Source organism: Sutcliffiella horikoshii, from assembly GCF_021991925.1.
Lineage (GTDB): Bacteria > Bacillota > Bacilli > Bacillales > Bacillaceae_I > Sutcliffiella_A > Sutcliffiella_A horikoshii_F.
Genome location: NZ_RXZI01000002.1, coordinates 766,591 through 788,792, shown reverse-complemented (window position 1 = coordinate 788,792; position 22,202 = coordinate 766,591). Strand labels below are relative to the sequence as shown.

The window sequence follows — 22,202 nt, the reverse complement described above, 5'->3', positions numbered from 1 at the left end:
ATTTGCTGCAACGATGGTGAATTTCTGTAGTATTGTACCCATCCATCATTTTTTTATACTTGTATGATCAAAACTCTCCCCCACGAAAAAAGTTATTGGAAAAAAGTTTTTTAAAATGAGGACAATTTTATCTTTCTTTTTACCTGGGGATTATGTAAGATAGTACAATATTCAACATAGTATAGACAACTGTATTTATAGGGAGGACACCATGAGGAAATTCGGACTTTTACCAAGGATTATTGTAGCCATTCTATTAGGAGTGGCAATCGGGAGTTTTGCCCCTGATTGGTTTGTAAGAATATTTGTCACCTTTAATGAGATATTCGGTAACTTCTTAGGATTCGCCATACCGCTTATCATTATTGCATTCATTGCACCTGGTATTGGGGAAATCGGGAAGGGAGCAGGGAAATTTTTAGGTCTCACCGCTTCCATTGCCTACCTTTCTACAATCGCAGCAGGAGCATTGGCCTACTTTGCGGCAAGTTCCTTATATCCATCGCTTTTAAAAAATGCCAGCCTTTCTGGTGCGATGGACAATCCAGAGGAAGCTTTGCTGAACCCCTTCCTGGAGCTTCAAATTCCTGCACCATTTGAGGTGATGACCGCACTTATCATCGCTTTCACTCTAGGACTTGGAATGTCGGTGATTAAAGGCGAGACATTAAAGACAGCAATGATAGAGTTCAGAAGTATCATCGAACTGGTTATTTCTAAAGTTATCATTCCACTTCTACCTATTCATATTTTGGGGATTTTTGCGAATATGACATACGGTGGACAAGTCCAGACAATTATCAGTGTTTTTGCCAAAGTTTTTGTCCTTATCATACTTTTACACATTACCATGTTACTTTTACAATACTCTGCAAGCGGAGCTTTATCGAAAAAGAACCCGTTTACGATGCTAAAATCCATGATGGCTGCCTACTTCACAGCTCTTGGGACACAATCTTCCGCTTCTACGATCCCTGTTACTCTTCAACGTACAAAAAACATGGGAGTGAGGGAGAAAACGGCTGACTTCACCGTTCCATTGCTTGCGAACATCCATCTATCTGGAAGTACGATCACAATTGTTTCCTGTGCGATGGCCATCATGTTCATCAATGGCATGGATTATTCCTTCTTAATCGTCCTGCCTTTCATCATGATGCTTGGAGTGACAATGATCGCTGCACCTGGTGTACCTGGTGGGGCAGTAATGGCTGCGATCGGGCTTTTACAAACCATGCTGGGCTTCGATTCCACGATGGTTTCCTTGATGATCGCCCTGTACTTGGCGCAAGACAGCTTCGGTACAGCCTGCAATGTAACTGGTGACGGTGCTATTGCAAATGCGGTAGACAAACTAACTCAATCTAGATAATAAAGGTGGCCTATATGGCCACCTTTGGTGTGTAGACAAAGTTATTTAATCTTCAAGGTATGCAATAACCCTGTTGATTGTAGTGGAAGACGCGCAGACTCATGCGGGAGGAAGGGACATGGGAGACCCCGCAGGCCGTAGCCAAGGCCACTGAAAAACCCGATAACTTATCATTATTGCGATTCCTAGCTGTTGATTGGAGCAATAGGCGAAGACTCCTGCGGGGGGATAGCGACATTCTTGAGACCCCGCAGGGCGTATGCCCGAGGAGGCTCAAGGTCGCCCCGCGGAAAGCGAAGCCGATTGCGGAAATCAACAGCGGTATGGAAACAGATTACTAAAATCATGAACTTTTTCAGTGGCCTGGGCGTAGCCCCAGGAGGCTTCCGGACTGCCCGCGGAAAGCGAAGCCTCTGAAACGTAGATCAACAATTATATGCAATTCTAAAAATATGTTGTGTTTGTCAAAAGTCTAAGGTGGCCTATTATGGCCACCTTTATTAGTTTCCGCTTACTGTACAGTGCATTCTATCATATCCAAACTGTTCAAGGAATTCATTAAATGCTTCAATTTTCCCTAGTAAAATATCATGGTCAAGGCTTCCTGTAGGGCTTTGCTCCATCTCCTTGCAATACTCTTTTATTCTGGACTCCACATAAGAAATAATGGCAGTTTCATTAAAGGATGTCATTTCTCATCACCTCACTTATTGATAGTAGGTGATACCCGCCTTTTATGGGTAGCAAACCAGATGGAGCACATTGAATGTCTCCTCCCAAAAAAAGAAGACCCACTAATGAGCCTCCCTCCACTACCATTATTCTCCTGTTTCCACTAAATCGGAAACAGCTACTTGCGTACGTTCTTCACCAGGTCCACGAAGGTGAACCGTGGCAGTCTTACCGTCCTCACTTAATGAATCAATCCATACTTTTGTTCCTTCAAAGGTGACCTCAATCGTTGCAGATGAGGATAATATTTGTCTAGCACGTCTTTCTTCCATGTTTGTCACTCCTGATCTCATAATGATACTTCCTCACACATTCTCAATTATTTTCCCTTATAGAAGCCATTTTATTCCTTTGGAAGTTTAACCTTTACACTATTTTGTCAACAATGGGAGAAGAGGTGAACGACATGAAGTTAAGGCAGGAAGAAAAAGAGCAACTTAGTGATGCAATCGATAAAATGAACGAAAGCTTAGATCGTTTTATTGAATTTTATAATGAGTCTGAAGACGACAAGCCCATCATATCGTTCCATGATGAAGTCATTAAACTGATTGAAGCCGGGAAGGATAAATTTGGGGAAGAGGCACTGAATAATAAAATTAACGCCATCGTAAAAGAAGTCCTTACTTTCATTTCAACTGAGGATGAAAAGTAAATGGAAAAGATAAAAGAACAAACCTCCCTTGTTTTCAAATTTGTACACTGGCCACTAATTGCCAGGATTCTCATCATCATTTTCATTATTAATATTACATTTGGTATGCTGATACATTTCATTGAACCCGATGAGTTTCCTACATTCTTTGATGGTGTCTGGTGGGCAATCGTCACAACTGCAACTCTTGGATATGGAGATTTTGTGCCGGTCACTGTAACAGGGAGATTATTGGGCATAGTACTGATTCTATTTGGAACAGGTTTTGTTACTACATATTTTGTATCTTTGGCAGCAAGCGCCATTGCAACACAAAGTAATTACTTGGAGGGCAAAGTGGATTATAAAGGATCAGAACATATCATCGTTATAGGCTGGAATGAGCGGGTCAGGGAAACGTTGAGACAGATTAACTCCATGAGCAATAAACCCTTGTCTATTGTTTTAATTGATCAAACACTGGAAAAGAATCCACTTCATGATCAGAACGTTCATTTCATTAAAGGGAACCCGTGTTATGACCAAACGTTATTGGCAGCAAATGTAAAGGTTGCGGCCTTTGTAGTCATTTCTGCGGATCAAAGTAAAACAGAAGTGCAAGCAGACATGAACTCAGTTCTAACACTGCTTGCTGTTAAAGGATTGAATCCAGATGTCTATACCATTGTAGAAATTCTTACTTCTTTGCAAGTGAAGAATGCCAAGCGGGCAGGTGCTGATGAAGTAATCCAGACAAACATGTTTACAAGCTATGTGATGACTAATAGCATGATGTCCAATGGGATGTCTAGTACATTGTTGAGTATGTTGGACCAATTGAAAGGGAGCAAATTAAAGTATTTAGAGGCGGAAAAGGGCTATATAGGAGAAACATTTGAAAAGATTAGTAACCAGCTGCTGCAAAATAAAATTCTATTGATTGGAGTAAAAAGGAGAGGGGACACCATGGTCAATCCTCCCCTTTACACACTTATACAAGAAGATGATTGTCTACTAGTAATAAAAGACTAATCCCTTCCAAGTACCGCTTCAAGTTCGTGAACAAGAGTATGCCCAAGCTCCAGGAACTCCTTTGGAAACGATGCATCCGGGTCTTCCGGTTCCGAGAACTGATTAATGGACGCCGTTTTGTTCCAGACATGGACATGGTCGTCTAACCCTACTTGATACTTGTGGGATAACAGGAACGGTCTTCCAAGCTCTACGGTTGTCCCTTGTGAATCCAACTGACCGTCCACAGATTGAAAAGGCACCCTTAAGAATTGGTATCCCACTTTGTCATCTATTTTGTAATCAAAATAGCCGTGGTCATAGTCCCAGTTCCCTCCGATGGAATAACCGATGGCTTTAAGTTCTTGTTCTAGTTTATATAACTGAAACTCCGCACCTTCTATTTTTGAAGGAATAGGAATCATGGCAATCCCTCCTTTTATAAGGGTAGGTTTCCCTGAGGAGGGCTTTTCATGCATGATGAAAAAGGTATTGTCCCCTCCAACCTTGGGGTCGAAGGAACTCTTTATGTTTGGATGCTGAAGACGCCACAGTTGGTTTCCTCCAAAATGAAATGGACGACAAGGTAGTGTTTAAAATGTCGACCATTTTAATAAGAAAGGGGGAAATTAACGATTTTTTGGTGGGTTCAAATCTATTCGGACATGTTTCTATTTGGTTTGGACATTTCAGGAAGCATTTGCGCGGGTGCTCGGACAAAAGACCGGGGGTGTTTGGACAATATCTTACGATGTTTGGACATTTCAAATTTTCGTTCGGACATATACGGAATACAGAGCTTTCGCCCCCCCCCAAGATGTCCGAATCATTGAAATGCTTCTACCATTAACCTATGCCCATTTTCCGCCGCTATAAAAAAGATATGCACCCACTACTCAAAAAAGCGTGGTATGCATATCTTTATTATCCACGGCATCGGTACTTATTCTGCACCAATTTCCGCGCGAGTGTCATTTACTTCAATCGTTTCTCTAATTCCGCTTTGATTTCTTCAAATCCTGGTTTGCCCAGAAGAGCGAACATATTCACTTTGTATGCTTCCACTCCAGGTTGGTCAAATGGATTTACCCCAAGAAGGTATCCGCTCATCGCACATGCTTTTTCAAAGAAGTACACAAGGTACCCGAACGTGTATGCATCCATCGCAGGAATGTTGACCACAAGGTTCGGCACTCCTCCATCTGTATGAGCAAGAAGTGTTCCTTCGTAAGCTTTCGTATTGACAAAGTCCACTGTCTCACCTGCAAGATAGTTTAATCCATCAAGATCGGATGCTTCTTCTTCCACTTTCAGTTCATGGCGAGGCGTTTCCACTTTGATGATTGTTTCAAACAAATCACGGCGTCCTTCTTGCACATATTGGCCCATGGAGTGTAAATCTGTTGAGAAATTGGCAGACGCAGGGAAGATTCCTTTCTGGTCCTTCCCTTCACTTTCACCGAATAGTTGCTTCCACCATTCAGAGAAGTATTGAAGTCCTGGTTCATAGTTGATCAGCATTTCAATTGTTTTTCCTTTATTATAAAGGAGATTTCGAACAGCCGCATATTGATAGGCTGGATTTTCTTCCAATTCTGACTTGGAGAAGTCACGACTCGCATCAGCCGCACCTTTCATCATCGCTTCAATGTCCGCTCCAGACACAGCAATCGGCAATAATCCCACTGCAGTTAGAACAGAATAACGGCCACCAACATCATCAGGAATGATAAAGGACTCATAGCCTTCTTCCGTAGCTAGTGTTTTTAATGCGCCACGCGCTTTGTCCGTAGTAGCATAGATACGTTTGCGCGCTTCTTCTTTTCCGTACTTTTCTTCTAGAAGCTTACGGAAAATGCGGAATGCAAGGGCAGGTTCTGTAGTAGTCCCTGACTTTGAAATCACATTGATGGAGAAATCCTTACCTTCTAAAAGATCCATTAAATCTCTCATGTACGTAGAACTGATGTTGTTCCCAACAAAAACCACTTGAGGAGTTTTTCGTTGCTCCTTTGTTAAAGCATTGTAGAAGGAATGATTCAACATCTCAAGAGCCGCACGGGCACCTAGGTAAGAACCACCGATTCCTACTACTAAAAGGATGTCGGAATCATTTTTAATTTTTTCTGCGCTTTTAACAATACGCGCAAATTCTTCTTTGTCATAATCGGTAGGCAGGTCGATCCAACCAAGATAATCATTTCCTGCACCTGTTTTTTCATGTAAGGAATGATGGGCAACCTTCACCGCATCTCGTAAGTATGTAATTTCATGTTCGCCGAAAAACGATAGTGCTTTGCTATAATCGAAGCGAATATGTGTCATATGATAACCTCCAAAAACATATTTGCATGCCAATTTTCACTTTACAGAATCCTGTTCGATAATTCAAGGACGGCCCACTTATGAAAGCGTATTCTTGTAAAAAATATTTAAATTCGGCTTACTTCCATAAGAAAACGGCTATACGTAGTGTATAACCGTTTTCTTTTTTCCAAATCAACCCTCTATCAGGTTGGTTCCACTTCTTCTTCTTTTTCCTTTTTCGCCACTACTATCCGTATATATTCACGTGGCTTAAATGGCTGGATGACATCTATATTGCCTTGATTGGAACCGATTAACACAATGGAGGAATCCTCATTATGGTAATGCTCCACATAATCCCTTTTTTGCTCCACATTTAACCACCATGCTCCAGCAAATAAAGTAGAAAATATGGATAGGGCAACAGCTGCTTTTCTTTTCACCATATTTACCACCACCTATGACTAGCATGGCTAAATATTCGACATTTTATGCAACTGGAAAAATTTTTTTCAGAGGCTTTTTGACTAGTTTCTATCATATTTAATATGCAGGACAAAATCGGTCCATACTAACAAACAGCAAGGATGCAAGCGGTTATGATTTAGTATATAATTTGATTTAGTAATTTTTCTTTACAAATAATTATTCCTTTTACATGTAACAAGGCAGGTACCAAACCGGTTAGAGTATAACCACTAGAAAAAAATGGTATTTGGCGTTGTTTTCTTATGTTTATAAGGGAATACTATTATTTATAGAAGAAACAGAGGAGGTTTGTGTCTTGTCACTGATTCATTTAGTGATTTTATCGCCTTTCTTGTTGGCGATTCTTGTGCCTTTTGCGCATAAGTATTTCAAAAGCATACATACAGGGTGGTTTGTTTTCGTATTGCCACTCGTTTTGTTCATTTACTTTCTCCAATTCTTGAGCACCACCATGAGCGGGGAAACGTACACTAGCACCATGAAATGGATTCCTTCCATTGGGATAGATTTTGTCGTTTATCTGGATGGACTAGGACTGCTCTTTGCCCTGTTGATAACAGGTATTGGTGCCTTAGTCGTTCTTTACTCCATTTATTACCTATCTAAAGAGAAAGAAGCGCTTAATACGTTCTATGTTTATCTACTTATGTTTATGGGTGCGATGCTTGGGGTTGTGCTTTCGGACAACCTTCTTGTTATGTATTCCTTCTGGGAATTGACAAGTATCTCTTCTTTCTTGCTGATTAGCTATTGGTACCACCGGGAAAAATCCCGCTATGGTGCACAAAAGTCCATGTTGATTACAGTGTTTGGTGGATTGGCCATGCTTGCGGGTATCATCCTCCTTTACTTGATCACCGGTACCTTCAGCGTTCGTGAAACCATCGCGAATGTCGATATAGTAACAAGTCATGAGTTTTTTGTTCCTGCACTTCTTTTATTTTTACTTGGTGCTTTTACAAAATCTGCTCAATTCCCTTTCCATATTTGGTTACCGGATGCGATGGAAGCTCCGACACCTGTCAGTGCCTACCTCCACTCCGCAACCATGGTTAAAGCTGGTATTTACTTGGTGGCACGCATGAGTCCTGTTTTTGCAGGTGCACCGGAATGGTTCTGGCTTGTATCAGGATTCGGTATCGTGACATTATTCTGGGGGTCATTCTCTGCCGTAAAGCAAACGGACCTAAAATCAATACTGGCTTTCTCCACAGTCAGTCAACTGGGATTGATCATGTCCTTACTAGGTGTTGGTAGTGCTGCGGCCTATTATGATTACATCGATGAAAATGCATATACGATCGCAACACTTGCAGCTGTGTTCCACCTGATTAACCATGCGACCTTCAAAGGAAGCCTGTTCATGGTAGTCGGGATTGTCGATCACGAAACTGGCACAAGAGATATCAGAAAACTCGGCGGTCTGATGAACCTTATGCCCATTACCTTTACCTTAGCCATCATTGGAGCATTTTCCATGGCAGGTTTACCTCCTTTTAACGGATTCTTGAGTAAGGAGATGTTCTTTACCGGAATGTTGCAGGCGACAGAGATCAGCGCATGGAATATGGAAACGCTCGGTATGATCTTTCCTGTTCTTGCTTGGGTGGCTAGTGTGTTCACGTTCATCTACAGCATGATCCTTGTTTTCAAGACCTTTACAGGGAAGTATCAACCTGAAAAACTTGATAAAAAACCGCATGAAGCACCGATTGGGATGTTGATTCCTCCAATCATTCTAGCTTCTTTGGTTGTCATTTTCGGGTTCTTCCCGATGTTATTAAAAGGTGTGATAGAACCTGCCCTCTATTCCATCCTTCCATCCAATGTCCTATCGGTGGAAGTGAAGATATATCACTGGCATGGGTTCAACACCGAATTGTTTATGACAATAGGGGTTATCCTTGCTGGGGTCCTATTATATTTAACGGTGGCAAAATGGGGGAAAATCTACGAGTGGTTCCCACAAAGGCTTACTCTCAACAAACTGTACGATGGTGGGCTTGTGGCACTGGACCGTGGTTCTTCCGCGTTTACAAAGTCACATATGACTGGATTCATCCGCGATTATCTTGTCATGATCTTTGCATTTATGGTGTTCTTGTTAGGGTTAGTATTGTTCTCCACAGGAGCATTTAAAGTCAACTTGACAAATGTGGAGGAAGTGGGGATTTATGAAGTCATCCTTGCATTGGTAATGGTCGTTTCCGCCCTTACCATCCTGTTTACCAAATCCAGGCTTACAGCGATTATCTCTCTTGGAGTAGTCGGATATTCCATGGCATTGTTCTTTGTCCTGTTCCGTGCTCCAGATCTTGCACTCACTCAGTTGATAGTCGAAACTGTTTCGGTGGCATTGTTCCTTCTATGCTTCTATCACTTACCAGAGTTGTCAAAAGAAATCGGGAAATTACGTTTCCGTTTGACCAACTTCATCATTTCGGTAAGTATAGGGTTGATTGTCATCTTTATCGGCCTTTCCGTAAATAGTTCACGACTGTTTGAGTCCATTTCAAGCTATTTTGAAGCGGCATCCTATGAAGAGGCCGGAGGAAAGAACATGGTTAACGTTATCCTTGTCGACTTCCGAGGACTAGACACCCTGTTTGAAATTGCGGTTCTGACTATCGCAGCCTTTGGTATCTATGCCATGATCAAGCTGCGCCTTACCGATAAGAAGGGAGGGGTAAAAGGTGAAAGTTAATGATTTGATTTTACAGACTGTTACCACCCTTTTATCTTTTATCATCATCATCTTTTCCGTGTACCTCTTCTTTGCCGGGCACTATACACCAGGTGGAGGATTTATCGGGGGGTTGATGACTTCCGCAGCACTTGTACTATTATTGCTTGCATTTGATATAAAAACGATCAATACCATTTTCCCGTTCAATTTCATGACGGTTGCGGCAGCTGGACTGTTGATTTCCGTCCTTACTGGAGTCGGGGCATTGTTCTTTGATGTTCCATATTTGACACATACCTTTGATTATGTGGAACTGCCGATTCTTGGTGAAACGGCCCTTGCCTCCACATTGATATTTGATTTAGGTGTTTATCTAGTTGTTGTCGGTATTGCGATGACCATTATTCAAACGATAGGAGAGAGTGAATAATGGAAATAATTATGACGATTGTAGCAGGTGTGCTTATCGCTTGTGCCACCTACCTAATATTATCTAAGAGTATTTTACGTATCATTGTTGGAACAGGTCTCCTCGCACATGGTGCCCACCTACTGCTTCTGACGATGGGCGGGTTAAAGAGAGGGATGGCACCGCTTCTTGGTCAAGAAGCGGAAGCTTATACAGACCCGCTTCCCCAAGCATTGATTTTAACAGCGATTGTTATCAGCTTCGGGGTGACCTCCTTCTTCCTGGTTCTGGCATATAGAGCATATCAGGAGCTGAAGACAGACGATATGGATAAATTAAGGGGAAATGAAAATCATGAATAACTTAGTTATAATACCGATACTGATCCCTTTAATTGCAGCTACACTTTTATTATTGATACCAAAGAAGATAAAGCTACAGAAAGTGATTAGTGTCATCAGTTTAACGCTTACAACCATTGCCTCTGCCGTGCTTGTACATGTGGTCTATACAGAGGGAATTCAAACATTGGAGGTTGGAAGCTGGCGTCCTCCATTTGGGATCGTATTGGTTGCAGATATGTTCGCCGCACTCCTTGTATTGACAGGCGTCATCGTCAGCTTCACTTGTATACTTTTTGCCTTCCGTTCTATCGGAAAGGATCGCGAAAACTTTTACTACTATGCGTTTACCCAGTTCCTCATCGCTGGTGTTATGGGGGCATTTTTGACAGGTGACCTATTCAACCTGTTTGTATTCTTTGAGGTTTTCCTAATGGCTTCCTACGTGCTGATTGTGATCGGCGGCACAAAAGTGCAATTGCGGGAATCCTTGAAGTATGTTTTGGTCAATGTAATCTCATCTGCCCTATTCGTTATAGCCTTGGCTTATTTATACGGGTTGGTCGGAACATTGAATATGGCAGACGTCTCTAATAAAATTGCCCAAGCTGGTCAACAGGATATTCTTACTGTAGTAGCTATCTTGTTCTTAGTAGTGTTTGGTCTGAAAGGTGGGATTTTCCCACTATACTTTTGGTTACCTGGATCCTACCAGGCACCTCCATATGCCGTAACTGCCCTGTTTGGAGCATTGTTAACGAAAGTTGGGATCTATGCCATCTATCGTACATTCAGTCTCATTTTCTATCATGAGCCTCAAATTACCCATCAGATCATTGCGGTACTCGCTGGGATCACCATCCTGATCGGGGCAATCGGGGCAATCGCTTACTGGGATGTTAAGAAAATCTTGATTTATAACATTGTAACCGCAGTGGGCGTCATCATTTACGGAGTTGCCATCGCTACTGAAACTGGTTATGCCGGTGGAATCTATTATCTGGTTCACGATATGGTAATCAAAGGGGCATTGTTCCTGTTGGCAGGTGCTATGTTCACCATCACTGGTACAGATAATATCAAAAAAATGGGCGGCCTTATTAAACGCCATCCACTTCTTGGTTGGATGTTCTTTGCAGCTTGTCTGGCCCTGGCTGGAATTCCGCCACTAAGTGGATTTGTTGGAAAGGTTCTATTGGTTCAAGGTGGTCTGGATACAGGACATTATGTGTTTGTAGGGGTCATGCTCTTTTCCAGCTTGTTGGTACTGTATTCTGTTATGAAGATATTTATGAATTGCTTCTTTAGAGAAGAGGTATTAACAGTGGAAGAAGAAAAAGGTTCCACAAAAGGATTGATATATCCAAGCGTCGTACTTATCGCCATTTCTGCATTTCTCGGTTTAGGGGCAGAATTCGTATATCCGTATATATACGAGGCGGCAGAAACATTGATGGACCCATCCATCTATATCCAAGCAGTTTTAAAGGAGTAGTTTCTCATGGCTTTTCAAATTTTAATTAATTTAATCATTGCATTCAGTTGGATGTTTCTGAAGAACGAATGGGCCTTTGCTGACTTTTTTGTAGGGTATTTCTGGGGGCTCGTGATCATTTTCACCATGCGCCGCTTCATTCCCGGACGCTTCTATTTTGAAAGGGTTTTGGCTGCTGGTAAACTGTTATTCCTTTTCTTACGAGAGCTGGTATTGGCAAATGTCCAAGTGATTCGTGACATCCTTCGTCCAAAACTAAAAATAGAACCCGGCATTTTCGCCATGCCTACGGAACTTGAGAGTGAATGGGAGATCACTTTACTCTCCCTTCTCATCAGTTTGACTCCTGGGACGCTGGTCATGGATGTTTCAGATGACAATAAAGTGCTTTACATCCATGCCATGAACATTCCTGATTCCGACCAGGCAGTAGCTGAAATTAAGAATACCTTTGAAAAAGCGATCATGGAGGTGACCAGATAACGTGTTAGAGTTTGAGAGTACATTCGATGCCTTGTTGGCCATCAGCTTATTCATCATATCCGTCTCGACCTTGGGGCTCGTCTATCGTGTTATTAAAGGTCCCTCTATTCCTGACAGAGTCATGGCACTAGATTCTATCGGAATCAATTTAATTGCCATTACCGCGATCACTTCCATCATTTTAAGAACCGACGCTTTCCTGGAAGTCATTCTTTTAATTGGGGTCATTGCATTTGTAGGTACAGTCGCATTTTCCAAGTTTCTGCAAAAAGGAGAGATAATCGAGTATGACAGAGACAATTAGTATTTTTATCGGCGTTGTCGTCCTACTAGGTTCTCTTCTAAGCTTAGTAACGACCATCGGGCTAATCAGGCTTCCTGATGTGTATTGCCGCAGTCACGCAGCCTCCAAGAGCGCCACACTTGGTGTGTTATTCATATTGATTGCTGCACTTTTGCATTTTTGGTTTGAAGATGGTTATTTCAGTGCCAGATTGGTCCTTGGAATCATATTCGTCTTCGTAACTGCTCCCGTGGCAGGTCATCTTATTACACGTGCGGCCTATTATACAGATGTGCCTTTATGGGAAAATTCCGTACAGGATGATTTGAAAACAAAAGAAAAACCGGAAACGGTACGTGAAATGAAAAACAGCTGACGGGGTAAAATCCGTCAACTGTTTTTTCGTTTATAAGGATGCTTTTAAGATCGAAACCACATCATCATAGGATAACGACTTAAAATTACCAACCGCTCCGTGTGACATGACGTGCTCCGCCATTTTATCAATATTCTTAGCATCAATGTCATAGTCTGCTAATCGAGTCGGTGCTCCCAGACTAGTCCAGAACTCGCGAAGTCTTCGGATACCTTCAAGGGCAACTTCCCTGTCTGAAGAACCTTTATCCTGCACTCCAAACACACGGACTGCAAGTTGCTTGAAGCGTCCAACATTCGCATCCAAGACATGTTCCATCCAATTCGGGAATAGAATAGCCAGTCCACCTGCATGAGGAATATCGTAGATTGCCGAAACCGCATGCTCAATGCCGTGTGTCGCCCAATCGCCACGATAGCCCATTTGCAGCATACCGTTTAGCGCAATCGTACCGTTGTATAGGATTGTCTCGCGATGCTCATAGCTTTCCAGGTTTTCCAACAATTGAGGTGCCGTTTCCATCACGGTGGTCAAAACAGCCTCACACATGCGATCTTGAAGTGGCGTGTTGCTTGTTTGGTGGAAGTATTGTTCCAACACATGTGACATCATATCAACAATCCCATATACCGTATGGTCCTTTGGAACCGTGAAGGTGTTCACAGGATCGAGGATAGAGAATTTAGGGTATGTCACCGGGCTACCCCAACCATACTTCTCATTAGTTTCCCAATTTGTGATGACAGATCCCGCATTCATTTCTGAACCCGTAGCAGCCAGTGTCAACACTGTACCGAATGGCAAGGCTTCTGTGGCAATATGCTTTTTAAGAACAATATCCCATACATCGCCATCATACTTAGCTCCTGCAGCGATTGCTTTTGTACAGTCAATGACACTTCCGCCACCAACCGCCAACAGAAAATCGATGTTATTTTCCTTGCAAAGTTCGATTCCTTTTCTCACAGTGGATAATCTCGGATTTGGCTCTACTCCTGCTAGCTCGGTTACTGTTGCACCCGCTTTATGTAAAGTATTCACCACATCGTCATAAAGTCCACTTCTCTTGATGCTTCCACCACCATATACAAGAAGCACGTTCTTACCATATGCCTCCATTTCCTGTGGCAGTGTTTCAAGTTGCCCTTTCCCAAAAATCAACTTTGTTGGATTATAGAATATAAAATTGTCCATTTTCCCTTACCTCCCTTTTGCATCGATTATGGATTATTTTTTTATTGCTTGCAAAGAATTAGCTTGGTTAAAAGTTAGTACCCTTATATCATGCTTCCTGAAAATTTTTTTAACGATGAATAATTTTCGCTCTGTAACAAATTATATGGAGGAAAGCACTTATATTCTCAAGGAGGGAATGTTATGAGCACTATACAACGTATTGCGTTAGTACTGACTATTGTTGGAGCTATTAACTGGGGATTAATTGGTTTCTTCCAATTTGATCTTGTAGCAGCTATATTCGGCGGCCAAAGCGCAGCTTTATCCCGCATTATCTACGGTCTTGTAGGAATTGCCGGTCTAATCAACCTTGGGCTTCTTTTTGTCCCATCTGAACAGCATGAAAGAGAAGTAGAACCAAGAACAACTCGATAAGTAACAGGGGAACCGCCTCACTAAAAGAGGCGGTTTCAGCTTGTAGACAAAGTAAATTTCATAGCAATTTTCAAGTTGATCGTAGTGGAAGGCGCGAAGACTTCCGCGGGAGGAAGGGACAGGGAAGACCCCGCAGGGCGCAGCCCGAGGAGGCTTCCGGACCGCCCGCAGGAAAGCTAAGCGCCTGGAATGAAGATCAACTGTTAAATGCAAATCTAAGTAATTAGGGTTTTTCTACGGTCTGGAACCGCCTCACTAAAAGAGGCGGTTTCTTTTTTTAGGGGAAAATTTGATGTAGGTGAGTGGATTGTGACTTTTCGGAGGTCGATTGTAACTAATTAGCTTGGTATTGTAACTAATTCGGCTTTGATTGTGACTTTTACATAAGTTATTGTGATAATTCGGCACCCGAAAGAAAAACTTGGTTGTTCGGCACTTTCCGCAAATGGCTTTGCTTTCCGCCGGAGGAAAGGACAGGCGAAAAGCCGCAACAGGGTATGGAGGCTCACGGACCGCCTGTAGGAAAGCGAAGCCCATGGAATGGAAATCAAAAGAATTATCCTCTCATCCATAAAAAAAGACACCCCTCACAGGATGCCTCTCTCTCCCTTCATCAAGATTACTTCTTGATTAGGTCGTTACGGTTGGATTGCTCGATCCACTCTTCTAATTTGTCTTTTAATGTGTTGAATCCGCCTGGTGCTGCTTCTGTGTGGTTTTTCACTACAGTCGCTTGACGCTTTTTAGGCTTTCTTGGTGCAGCTGCTGGAGCTTCAGCAGGAGCTTCTTGAGTCGCTTTGATGGACAAGCTGATTTTGTTAGACTTTTCGTCAACAGACAGAACCTTTACTTGAACCTCATCGCCCATTTTTAAATGTTCATTAACATCTTTCACGTAACCGTGAGTAATTTCGGAAATATGAACCAAACCTTGCGTTTCTTCGTCAAGCGCAACGAACGCTCCATAAGGTTGGATACCTGTGACTTTACCTGTTAAAACACTACCGATTTCGAATTTATCAGACATGAAAACACTCCTAAATAATTTAATTTTTATACACATTGAACGCAATAAAAGATTATACCACATATCCGCTAATTAATCAAAAATACTTTTTCTTCTATAACTATGTCGGATCTATTATTTGTGCTTTCTACCTTTTATATCCCAATATGGGAAATATTTTAGAATCACGGAAAAAGTAAAAATATGTTCAAACTTTTTTATACTTAATCATGGTATGATAATAGTAAGAAAATGCTTACATTGGAGGTTATTGGGATGAGAAAAATCGGGGAAAACATCCGCTTTTACAGGGAGCGTGCAAAACTTACCGCCGCTGAGCTTGCGTTAAAGATCCGAGTTGGTACAGGTACGATTGAAAAATATGAAGCAGGGCTTCAAAATCCTGACATGCAGACGATCCTAAAAATCTCAACTGTTTTGGACGTTCCAGCTTCTGAGCTATTGGAATCCGTCACTTCCACAGGTAATTCCACAGGGTTAGATCCGGAACTCGAACAATTGATTGAAGAAGTAGGGGTAAAAAGAGCAAAATTAATCCTGCGCAAAGCCAAAGAATATACCGATGAAGACTTCCTGAATGTAATGCAAGTGTTGTACGAAAAAAAATATAGCGCTCAATAAAAAGAATTTTCTAAATTAGGTTTTAAAAGTAAAAATCATGGGAATACCTATACCATCAAGGCTTTCTAGTATTCCCCCTTTTGTTAGGACCAAATCCACGGTGGATTTGGTCCTCTTTTTTTATCTAGGCTTTGTAAAGGCTTTGCTATCATCATCTGAACTGCTTTACAAACCGCTCCATCCTTTTTATAGCTTCCTGCAACTGCTCAAGGGAGGATGCATAAGAACACCTAACATATCCCTCACCTGTCTCACCAAACACATCCCCTGGGACCACTGCCACTTTCTCCTCCAGTAATAGCCTCTCCGCAAATTCCTGGGAGCTAAGACCTGTTTGTTTTATAGATGGGAAGGCATAAAAGGCTCCTCCTGGGTTATGACAAGGCAATCCTATTTCATTAAGAGATGCAACAAAATAGTTACGGCGTCTTTTATAGCTCTTTTTCATCGCTTCAATATCCTGCCTGCCGTTTTTCAACGCTTCTATTGCACCGTACTGTGCCATGGTGGAGGCACACATCATGGCATACTGATGGATTTTCAGCATCGCTTCAATAATATCTGTCGGTCCAGCCACAAACCCCAATCTCCAGCCTGTCATCGCAAAACCTTTTGAAAAGCCGGAAATCAGAATGGTTCTGTCCTTCATATTGGGCAGAGTAGGAAAGCTTGTGAACTTTTCGTCAAAGGAAAGCTCTGCGTAAATTTCATCGGACAATACAAGCAGGTCATGCTTTTCTACCAATCGGCTTACTTGGATAAGTTCATCCTTGGTTAGCATCGTACCTGTCGGGTTATTTGGGAAACAAAGAAGGATCGCCTTTGTTCTTTCTGTAATGGCTGCTTCCAGGTCAGAAAAATTAATGCTGAACCCTCTTTCCGCATCTGCACCCACTCTGACTGCTGTTCCCCCTACCAGTTCAACCAACGGGGCATAGGAAACGAAGCTCGGTTCAATTACAATCACTTCATCACCAGGGTCAACGATAGCACGGATGGAAAGATCCAGGGCCTGACTGGCTCCGACTGTCACGATGATGTCACTTGCTGCACTATATTCGACTTCAAACTCCTGAGCCAAATAGCGGCTTATTTCCTTCCGAAGTTCCATCAAACCAGCATTTGCTGTATAGGAGGTATGACCGTTATGCAGGGATGCTATGCACGCTTCCCTGACTCCCCAAGATGTTACAAAGTCGGGTTCCCCCACTCCAAGGGAAATGACTCCTTCCATATTTGCCGCCAAATCGAAAAAACGGCGAATACCGGAAGGCTGAAGTTTTTGTACATGATCAGCTATTCTATTTCTCATGGAGACACCACTATGCGGCGGTCATCTTCTCCCTGATCAAAAATGGTCCCGTCATGTTTGTATTTTTTCATGATGAAGTGGGTGGTCGTGGAAATCACTGAATCCAGGGTAGATAGCTTCTCTGAAACAAAGTTGGCTACCTGTGAAAGCGATCTGCCTTCCACTACCACAGATAAATCATAGGCCCCAGACATAAGATACACAGATTTGACCTCTGGAAATCTATAGATGTTCTTTGCAATTTCATCAAAGCCCACTTCGCGCTTTGGCGTCACTTTTACATCAATCATGGCCGTCACACCCTCAAAATTGTCGACCTTGCGCCAGTCAATGACGGCACCGTATTCCACAATGATTCGTTGTTCCTCCAACTGCTGGAGGATCTTCTCTGTTTCTGATGCAGACAGTTCTACCATTTTAGATAGGACATCTATCTCCATTCTTCCGTTTTCTTCAATAATTTGTAGCAAGTCCAATTCTTTTTCAGTTAATTGCATACGCTTTCTGACAACTCCTTCATTTTAAACATTGACTCATTATAGCAAAAATTCAACCGAAAAGTATTACGATTATTTTACAGAACACATTCTTAAAAATACACAGGTTTGAAATGGCAAGGAGAGGATAAAATACCTATAACCAATAAAATGAGGAGGATAAGATTAAGGATGAAAACAAATCAATTCACTGCCAACATAGCCGGAATCAATGTGTTTTATGAATTTCATCATGACTCTCATTCTCCTTTTGCCAATAAACCCACCCTAGTACTCATTCATGGATTTCTTTCATCTTCTTTCAGCTTTCGCCGGCTAATTCCATTACTTACAAAGGAATATACGGTTTTGGCAATAGATCTTCCTCCATTTGGGAAAAGCGAAAAATCGAAGAAATTTGTGTATTCTTATGAGAATATGGCCAAAGTGGTCATCGCTCTTTTAGAAAAGCTTAGAGTCCATCGCACGGTGCTTGTTGGTCATTCCATGGGCGGCCAGATTTCCTTGAATATCAGCCATCAAAAACCAGAACTTGTTGAAAAAGTCGTATTGCTTTGCAGTTCCGGGTACTTGAAAAGGATGCACCGTTCCATCATCTACTCATCAAGGATTCCCTACTTCTACTTATGGTTAAAATATTGGCTGGCAAGACAGGGACCCATAAAAAACTTGTTGAATGTCGTATATGACCATTCCTTGATAGATGATGAGATGATTGCAGGGTATACAGAGCCATTCTATGATGATCAAATTTTTGTCGCGTTAACGAGAATGATCCGTGATCGGGAAGGTGACTTGGCAGCAGAGATATTAAGGGAAATTGAAACTCCAAGTCTTTTGATATGGGGAGAAGAGGACAAAGTGGTACCGGTTGAAATCGGGCGGCGCCTTCATAAAGACTTACCAAACTCAAGTTTAATTACTTATAAAAAGACCGGACACCTTTTACCTGAGGAAAAGCCACAACACGTTCATGACAATATCCTCGACTTTTTGCAAACATCTCCATAAATAGCGGATAGGAAAAAGCAGGTGTGCGCAATCCAAATAAAAGAGAAAAGCTCGGGATAGCTTTTCTCTTTTCGTGTTGAGATTTCTTTCATGACATTTTTGTCTAAGAAGCTTATTATAAAGAACAAGAATCCTCTGAATTTTTTATGACCATAAGCTCGAGAGCCTTCTCTTTACATTTGGTAAGAGGAATGAATTCTTCAAAGGAAAACTCATAGATATCCTGGATTTTTTTCGCTAACTTATTACTATCGTCAAGTTCATGTACCGCTTGCACCACATCGACACATTCCGTATCATAAGCGTCAACACCATACCCTAGCGGGTCCCATTGCAATAGGTTTTCCATCAACCTGACATTTACACTTGCTTTTATCATGGAAAAAATCACCTTGCTTTCAAAAACTATTACTGCATATTATACCTTGTTTCCTTTAGATTGTTTAGTGTTGGATGAGAATACTTTATGGAGGAGTAGTGGACAAATGAAAACCTATAATTTTGATGAATACATAAACAGAAAGAATACATCAAGTGTAAAGTGGGATGAAACGGTTCACATTTTCGGTAGAGGAGATGTGTTACCAATGTGGGTGGCCGATATGGACTTTCAGGCACCTATTGAAGTCACCCAGGCAATAATGGAAAAGGCAAAACACGGAATTTATGGTTATACGACCATCTCTACTTCTGTGGACGATGCAGTAAAAAGTTGGTTTCTGGGCCGGCACGGATGGGACTTGAACACTGAATGGTTCACTTATATTTCAGGAGTGGTGCCGGCACTGAGTGCTACCATTCAAGCCTTTTCTGATCCCGGTGATAAGATTATCCTCTTTTCTCCCGTCTATTACCCGTTTTACGACATGATCAAGCATAATGATCGAAAGGTTCTTATTAGCCCCATGCAGTATAAGGATGGCCGCTACCATATGGATTTGGCACACTTTGAGTCCCAGCTGGACGGTACAGTGAAGATGCTGCTTTTGTGCAATCCTCATAACCCTGGTGGAACGGTTTGGACGCAAGAAGAGCTTAAACAACTTGGTGAAATCTGCGTAGAGCATGGCATAATCGTGGTAGCTGATGAAATACATGCAGACCTCGTTTTAAAAGGGAATAGCTATACCCCCTTTGCCTCCATATCAGAAGAAATTGCCCTACAGACCGTCACATGTCTTGCACCTACCAAAACCTTTAACATCGCTGGTTTACAAGCATCCGTCATGGTAACTCCAAATCAAATCATGCGGGAAAAGTTGCAGTTTTTTATGAAAAGACAAGGGCACTTCACCTTAAACATTTTCGGCATTTCGGCCATGGAAGCTGCTTATCGCCATGGAGGGCAATGGCTGGAAGAAGTGATGGAATATATCGAGGAAAACATGGATATCGCCGTTTCCTTCATACAAAATGAAATTCCGGAAGTTATCGCCTTTAAACCCGAGGGAACTTATCTCCTCTGGATTGATTGCAGGAAACTGGGGTTGGAAGATGAGGAATTGACACGACGCCTTCTTCATAAAGGAAAGCTTGCCCTCGACTCCGGAAAAAAGTTTGGGAAAGAAGCGGATGGTTTCGTACGTATGAATGTTGCCTGTACGAGGGCAACCTTGCAGGAAGGCCTAGAGCGCCTGAAAAAGGCCCTTCAATAAAAAAATAAGGGTTATGCACATTTCTGCTGCATAGCCCCTTTATTGATTGTATAAGTGCTCTGTATTATTCAAAGATATAATTTGTAATCCATTATCATTTTTCCTTACTATATGCATACCTGTATCACCAGTCGCAAATTTCACATCAGTAGGTACAGGCAACTGCAATATGGCCCGTAACAAATTGGAAATCGTGCCACCGTGTGATACAATCGCAATTCGGACCACTGCGGAGCTTTCCGCTAAGATTTTCGATAATGCCATTTCCACCCTCATCCGGAACTCTATTTCTGATTCTCCATTTTGAATCCTTTCATGTGGCTTTCTCCCACCAGGCGGCAATGGATACTTGGTCGCTGCGACTTCCCTTGGAAGCCCGGCTAAAACACCATTATTGAATTCCATCAAGTTTGGCTCCTTCATTAGCATGCATCCAACTTCTTCCGCTAATATTGTTGCCGTTTCAGATGCCCTTTTTAACGTACTCGTCCAAATAATATCCGGAGGACAATGTTCATTCAACCGACATGCCAACCTTTTTGCCTGTTCCCTTCCCAGGTCTGTCAAAGGATAGTCCGCTCTCCCCTCATGAACATGGAGGATATCCGCTTCCGACTGACCATGTCGAATTAATAGTATCTCCAAAGATGCAACCCCCTCATTTATCTATAAATTTAAAATTATCTTAAAAGTACAAACTATGTCAATATGATTACGAATATTTCTAAAATAATACAGTGTTTTTTTAAGAATCAATAAAAAAAGGCTATCCAACATCCCTTTGGACAGCCCCTAGCCTAAAAGCCTATTCTATTCCTTTTCTTCCTCATCCACAGGCTCTTCTACGACTTTCCCTTTTTCCGCAACTTCCTTTGTAATTGCTCCACATGCGATTCTCTCACCTGAGTCCCCAGCAGGTTGTGTCATCCCATCATCCAAGCTTTCTGTTATGATTATCGCTGTCCCGTCTTTACCGAACAGAGAGGTCTTGCCATCTTCCAACGTTGCCTGAGGCGCCATCAGTTCAGCTATAACGGTCCCATCATCTTCCACGATGATATTCGGGAGATCTCCAACATGCGCTCCTTCAGGATGCATCAGCCCATGCTGCTTGTCATCTGGATTAAAGTGATTACCCGCTGTCTTAAAGTCCGGCGCGTCACATACTCCTTTTTCGTGTATATGAACCCCATGTTCCCCGGGTGGCAACCCTTCAAGATTTAACTTGACCATGACACCGTCAGGCTCTTCGGAAACTTTGGCTACTCCAAGGCTATCACCAGTTGCATTGAAGATTTCCACATCAAGTCCGGTGATCTCCTTCTCCAAGCATCCAGCCAGCATTAGGCAAGTAAGGATGCTCATAAAAGATAATGTTTTGGAAAATCTCATGTGCTCATACTCCTCCATATGTTCGTTTTTCTAAAGTTTTTCCGAAAGTGGGAGGGAATATGTTAGAGAAAAGGATATTGTTGATATCACAGAGTTTTATGGTGGAAATCAACAGCGGTCCTCAAGGGGTGCCAAAACAAATAGGCTTACCCGCCAATAATGGCAAGCAAGCCTTAACATAAACAAATAGCTTAATCTTCAATTACCTTGTCTCTTCTAAGCTGTTCTTCAAGTGCCTTTGCCTTTTGGCTTTCTCTTTTGGAAATTTTCAATATATATCGAAAAACGAATATGGCTGCTATGAAGAAAATCGCAAACGTAATACCAGCTGGAATGTATTCTGTCTTATCTTCAGGAAAATATAAGAATAGTTGTAGCATAAAGGATGTAAGCATCGTATCCACACGACCTTTCGCATGTTATGAACCTGTCTATTATAACAAAAGTTCATGGCACAG

Annotated in this window: 27 protein-coding genes; 14 read left to right on the top strand and 13 right to left on the bottom strand. The window is 42.0% G+C overall.

Translation table 11 applies throughout. The annotated features are described in order from the left end of the window. Positions 1 to 211: 211 nt before the first annotated feature. A complete protein-coding gene (locus EKQ44_RS09215) occupies positions 212 to 1,372 on the top strand; it encodes a dicarboxylate/amino acid:cation symporter (RefSeq protein ID WP_237663237.1) in 1,161 nt (386 codons plus the stop codon). A 500-nt stretch (positions 1,373 to 1,872) separates the two neighbouring features. On the opposite strand, the gene EKQ44_RS09210 is transcribed toward EKQ44_RS09215, so the two are convergent. Further along, positions 1,873 to 2,064: a hypothetical protein gene (locus EKQ44_RS09210; RefSeq protein ID WP_237663236.1), complete on the bottom strand. Its 192-nt coding sequence runs from the start codon at positions 2,062 to 2,064 to the stop codon at positions 1,873 to 1,875. A 126-nt stretch (positions 2,065 to 2,190) separates the two neighbouring features. Next, the gene (locus EKQ44_RS09205; protein ID WP_237663235.1) at positions 2,191 to 2,376 is read right to left on the bottom strand and encodes an H-type small acid-soluble spore protein; all 186 of its coding nucleotides are present in this window, start codon (positions 2,374 to 2,376) and stop codon (positions 2,191 to 2,193) included. Between the two features lie 134 nt (positions 2,377 to 2,510). Between EKQ44_RS09205 and EKQ44_RS09200 the strand changes: the two genes are divergently transcribed. After that, positions 2,511 to 2,759, top strand: coding sequence for an atypical membrane-integrating protein (Mistic protein) (locus tag EKQ44_RS09200; RefSeq protein ID WP_237663234.1), 249 nt, complete (start codon positions 2,511 to 2,513; stop codon positions 2,757 to 2,759). Beyond that, the gene (locus EKQ44_RS09195; RefSeq protein WP_237663233.1) at positions 2,760 to 3,770 is read left to right on the top strand and encodes a potassium channel family protein; all 1,011 of its coding nucleotides are present in this window, start codon (positions 2,760 to 2,762) and stop codon (positions 3,768 to 3,770) included. Here EKQ44_RS09195 and EKQ44_RS09190 read toward each other — a convergent pair. From EKQ44_RS09190 to EKQ44_RS09180, 3 genes are all read right to left on the bottom strand, one after another. Continuing rightward, positions 3,767 to 4,174, bottom strand: a complete 408-nt coding sequence (locus tag EKQ44_RS09190; protein WP_237663232.1) for a YugN-like family protein — start codon at positions 4,172 to 4,174, stop codon at positions 3,767 to 3,769. The genes EKQ44_RS09195 and EKQ44_RS09190 overlap by 4 nt on opposite strands. A 550-nt stretch (positions 4,175 to 4,724) precedes the next feature. Beyond that, positions 4,725 to 6,074, bottom strand: a complete 1,350-nt coding sequence (locus EKQ44_RS09185; protein ID WP_237663231.1) for a glucose-6-phosphate isomerase — start codon at positions 6,072 to 6,074, stop codon at positions 4,725 to 4,727. 185 nt (positions 6,075 to 6,259) lie between these two features. Further along, entirely contained in the window at positions 6,260 to 6,502 is a 243-nt protein-coding gene (locus tag EKQ44_RS09180) for a hypothetical protein (protein WP_237663230.1), read from the bottom strand. Between the two features lie 338 nt (positions 6,503 to 6,840). Here EKQ44_RS09180 and EKQ44_RS09175 point away from each other — a divergent pair, with 338 nt between their 5' ends. The 7 genes from EKQ44_RS09175 to mnhG are packed head-to-tail and all read left to right on the top strand — an operon-like array spanning position 6,841 to position 12,618. After that, positions 6,841 to 9,249 carry a Na+/H+ antiporter subunit A gene (locus EKQ44_RS09175; protein ID WP_237663229.1) on the top strand — a complete coding sequence of 803 codons (2,409 nt, stop codon included), beginning with the start codon at positions 6,841 to 6,843 and terminating at the stop codon, positions 9,247 to 9,249. Next, a complete protein-coding gene (locus tag EKQ44_RS09170) occupies positions 9,239 to 9,661 on the top strand; it encodes a Na(+)/H(+) antiporter subunit B (RefSeq protein WP_237663228.1) in 423 nt (140 codons plus the stop codon). Before EKQ44_RS09175 ends, EKQ44_RS09170 begins: the two co-directional genes overlap by 11 nt. Further along, positions 9,661 to 10,002 carry a Na(+)/H(+) antiporter subunit C gene (locus tag EKQ44_RS09165; protein ID WP_063559712.1) on the top strand — a complete coding sequence of 114 codons (342 nt, stop codon included), beginning with the start codon at positions 9,661 to 9,663 and terminating at the stop codon, positions 10,000 to 10,002. Before EKQ44_RS09170 ends, EKQ44_RS09165 begins: the two co-directional genes overlap by 1 nt. Further along, positions 9,995 to 11,476 carry a Na+/H+ antiporter subunit D gene (locus EKQ44_RS09160; protein ID WP_237663227.1) on the top strand — a complete coding sequence of 494 codons (1,482 nt, stop codon included), beginning with the start codon at positions 9,995 to 9,997 and terminating at the stop codon, positions 11,474 to 11,476. Before EKQ44_RS09165 ends, EKQ44_RS09160 begins: the two co-directional genes overlap by 8 nt. A 6-nt stretch (positions 11,477 to 11,482) precedes the next feature. After that, positions 11,483 to 11,959 carry a Na+/H+ antiporter subunit E gene (locus EKQ44_RS09155; RefSeq protein WP_237663226.1) on the top strand — a complete coding sequence of 159 codons (477 nt, stop codon included), beginning with the start codon at positions 11,483 to 11,485 and terminating at the stop codon, positions 11,957 to 11,959. A 1-nt stretch (position 11,960) separates the two neighbouring features. Next, positions 11,961 to 12,263, top strand: coding sequence for a Na(+)/H(+) antiporter subunit F1 (locus tag EKQ44_RS09150; RefSeq protein WP_237663225.1), 303 nt, complete (start codon positions 11,961 to 11,963; stop codon positions 12,261 to 12,263). After that, complete coding sequence (gene mnhG, locus EKQ44_RS09145) at positions 12,247 to 12,618, top strand: monovalent cation/H(+) antiporter subunit G (protein WP_237663224.1); 372 nt, start codon at positions 12,247 to 12,249, stop codon at positions 12,616 to 12,618. The genes EKQ44_RS09150 and mnhG overlap by 17 nt, the downstream gene beginning before the upstream one ends. Positions 12,619 to 12,648: 30 nt before the next feature. Here the strand turns inward: mnhG and EKQ44_RS09140 are convergent, their stop codons facing one another. Beyond that, positions 12,649 to 13,812: an iron-containing alcohol dehydrogenase gene (locus tag EKQ44_RS09140; protein WP_237663223.1), complete on the bottom strand. Its 1,164-nt coding sequence runs from the start codon at positions 13,810 to 13,812 to the stop codon at positions 12,649 to 12,651. A 183-nt stretch (positions 13,813 to 13,995) separates the two neighbouring features. Between EKQ44_RS09140 and EKQ44_RS09135 the strand changes: the two genes are divergently transcribed. Then, the gene (locus EKQ44_RS09135) at positions 13,996 to 14,229 is read left to right on the top strand and encodes a DUF378 domain-containing protein (RefSeq protein WP_064098762.1); all 234 of its coding nucleotides are present in this window, start codon (positions 13,996 to 13,998) and stop codon (positions 14,227 to 14,229) included. Between the two features lie 619 nt (positions 14,230 to 14,848). On the opposite strand, the gene yugI is transcribed toward EKQ44_RS09135, so the two are convergent. Then, a complete protein-coding gene (gene yugI, locus EKQ44_RS09130; protein ID WP_010196422.1) occupies positions 14,849 to 15,256 on the bottom strand; it encodes a S1 domain-containing post-transcriptional regulator GSP13 in 408 nt (135 codons plus the stop codon). A gap of 255 nt (positions 15,257 to 15,511) precedes the next feature. Between yugI and EKQ44_RS09125 the strand changes: the two genes are divergently transcribed. Further along, the gene (locus tag EKQ44_RS09125; RefSeq protein WP_237663222.1) at positions 15,512 to 15,877 is read left to right on the top strand and encodes a helix-turn-helix domain-containing protein; all 366 of its coding nucleotides are present in this window, start codon (positions 15,512 to 15,514) and stop codon (positions 15,875 to 15,877) included. A gap of 151 nt (positions 15,878 to 16,028) precedes the next feature. Here EKQ44_RS09125 and EKQ44_RS09120 read toward each other — a convergent pair whose 3' ends face one another. Then, on the bottom strand, positions 16,029 to 17,189 hold the full coding sequence (locus EKQ44_RS09120) for an aminotransferase (RefSeq protein WP_237663221.1): 1,161 nt from the start codon (positions 17,187 to 17,189) through the stop codon (positions 16,029 to 16,031). Further along, on the bottom strand, positions 17,186 to 17,686 hold the full coding sequence (locus EKQ44_RS09115) for an Lrp/AsnC family transcriptional regulator (protein WP_237663220.1): 501 nt from the start codon (positions 17,684 to 17,686) through the stop codon (positions 17,186 to 17,188). Before EKQ44_RS09115 ends, EKQ44_RS09120 begins: the two co-directional genes overlap by 4 nt. 171 nt (positions 17,687 to 17,857) lie before the next feature. Between EKQ44_RS09115 and EKQ44_RS09110 the strand changes: the two genes are divergently transcribed. Then, positions 17,858 to 18,697 (top strand): alpha/beta fold hydrolase, encoded by an 840-nt coding sequence (locus tag EKQ44_RS09110; protein ID WP_237663219.1) that lies wholly within the window; start codon positions 17,858 to 17,860, stop codon positions 18,695 to 18,697. Between the two features lie 115 nt (positions 18,698 to 18,812). On the opposite strand, the gene EKQ44_RS09105 is transcribed toward EKQ44_RS09110, so the two are convergent. Further along, positions 18,813 to 19,076 carry a DUF1871 family protein gene (locus EKQ44_RS09105; protein ID WP_237663218.1) on the bottom strand — a complete coding sequence of 88 codons (264 nt, stop codon included), beginning with the start codon at positions 19,074 to 19,076 and terminating at the stop codon, positions 18,813 to 18,815. A 106-nt stretch (positions 19,077 to 19,182) separates the two neighbouring features. On the opposite strand from EKQ44_RS09105, the gene EKQ44_RS09100 reads away from it, so the two are divergent. Next, positions 19,183 to 20,352 carry a MalY/PatB family protein gene (locus EKQ44_RS09100; RefSeq protein ID WP_237663217.1) on the top strand — a complete coding sequence of 390 codons (1,170 nt, stop codon included), beginning with the start codon at positions 19,183 to 19,185 and terminating at the stop codon, positions 20,350 to 20,352. A gap of 39 nt (positions 20,353 to 20,391) precedes the next feature. On the opposite strand, the gene EKQ44_RS09095 is transcribed toward EKQ44_RS09100, so the two are convergent. The 3 genes from EKQ44_RS09095 to EKQ44_RS09085 all read right to left on the bottom strand — a co-directional run bounded on the left by EKQ44_RS09095 (position 20,392) and on the right by EKQ44_RS09085 (position 22,139). After that, complete coding sequence (locus EKQ44_RS09095; RefSeq protein ID WP_237663216.1) at positions 20,392 to 20,997, bottom strand: histidine phosphatase family protein; 606 nt, start codon at positions 20,995 to 20,997, stop codon at positions 20,392 to 20,394. A 165-nt stretch (positions 20,998 to 21,162) separates the two neighbouring features. Continuing rightward, the gene (locus EKQ44_RS09090; RefSeq protein ID WP_237663215.1) at positions 21,163 to 21,744 is read right to left on the bottom strand and encodes a superoxide dismutase family protein; all 582 of its coding nucleotides are present in this window, start codon (positions 21,742 to 21,744) and stop codon (positions 21,163 to 21,165) included. 191 nt (positions 21,745 to 21,935) lie between these two features. Further along, complete coding sequence (locus tag EKQ44_RS09085; RefSeq protein ID WP_237663214.1) at positions 21,936 to 22,139, bottom strand: hypothetical protein; 204 nt, start codon at positions 22,137 to 22,139, stop codon at positions 21,936 to 21,938. Positions 22,140 to 22,202: the final 63 nt, after the last annotated feature.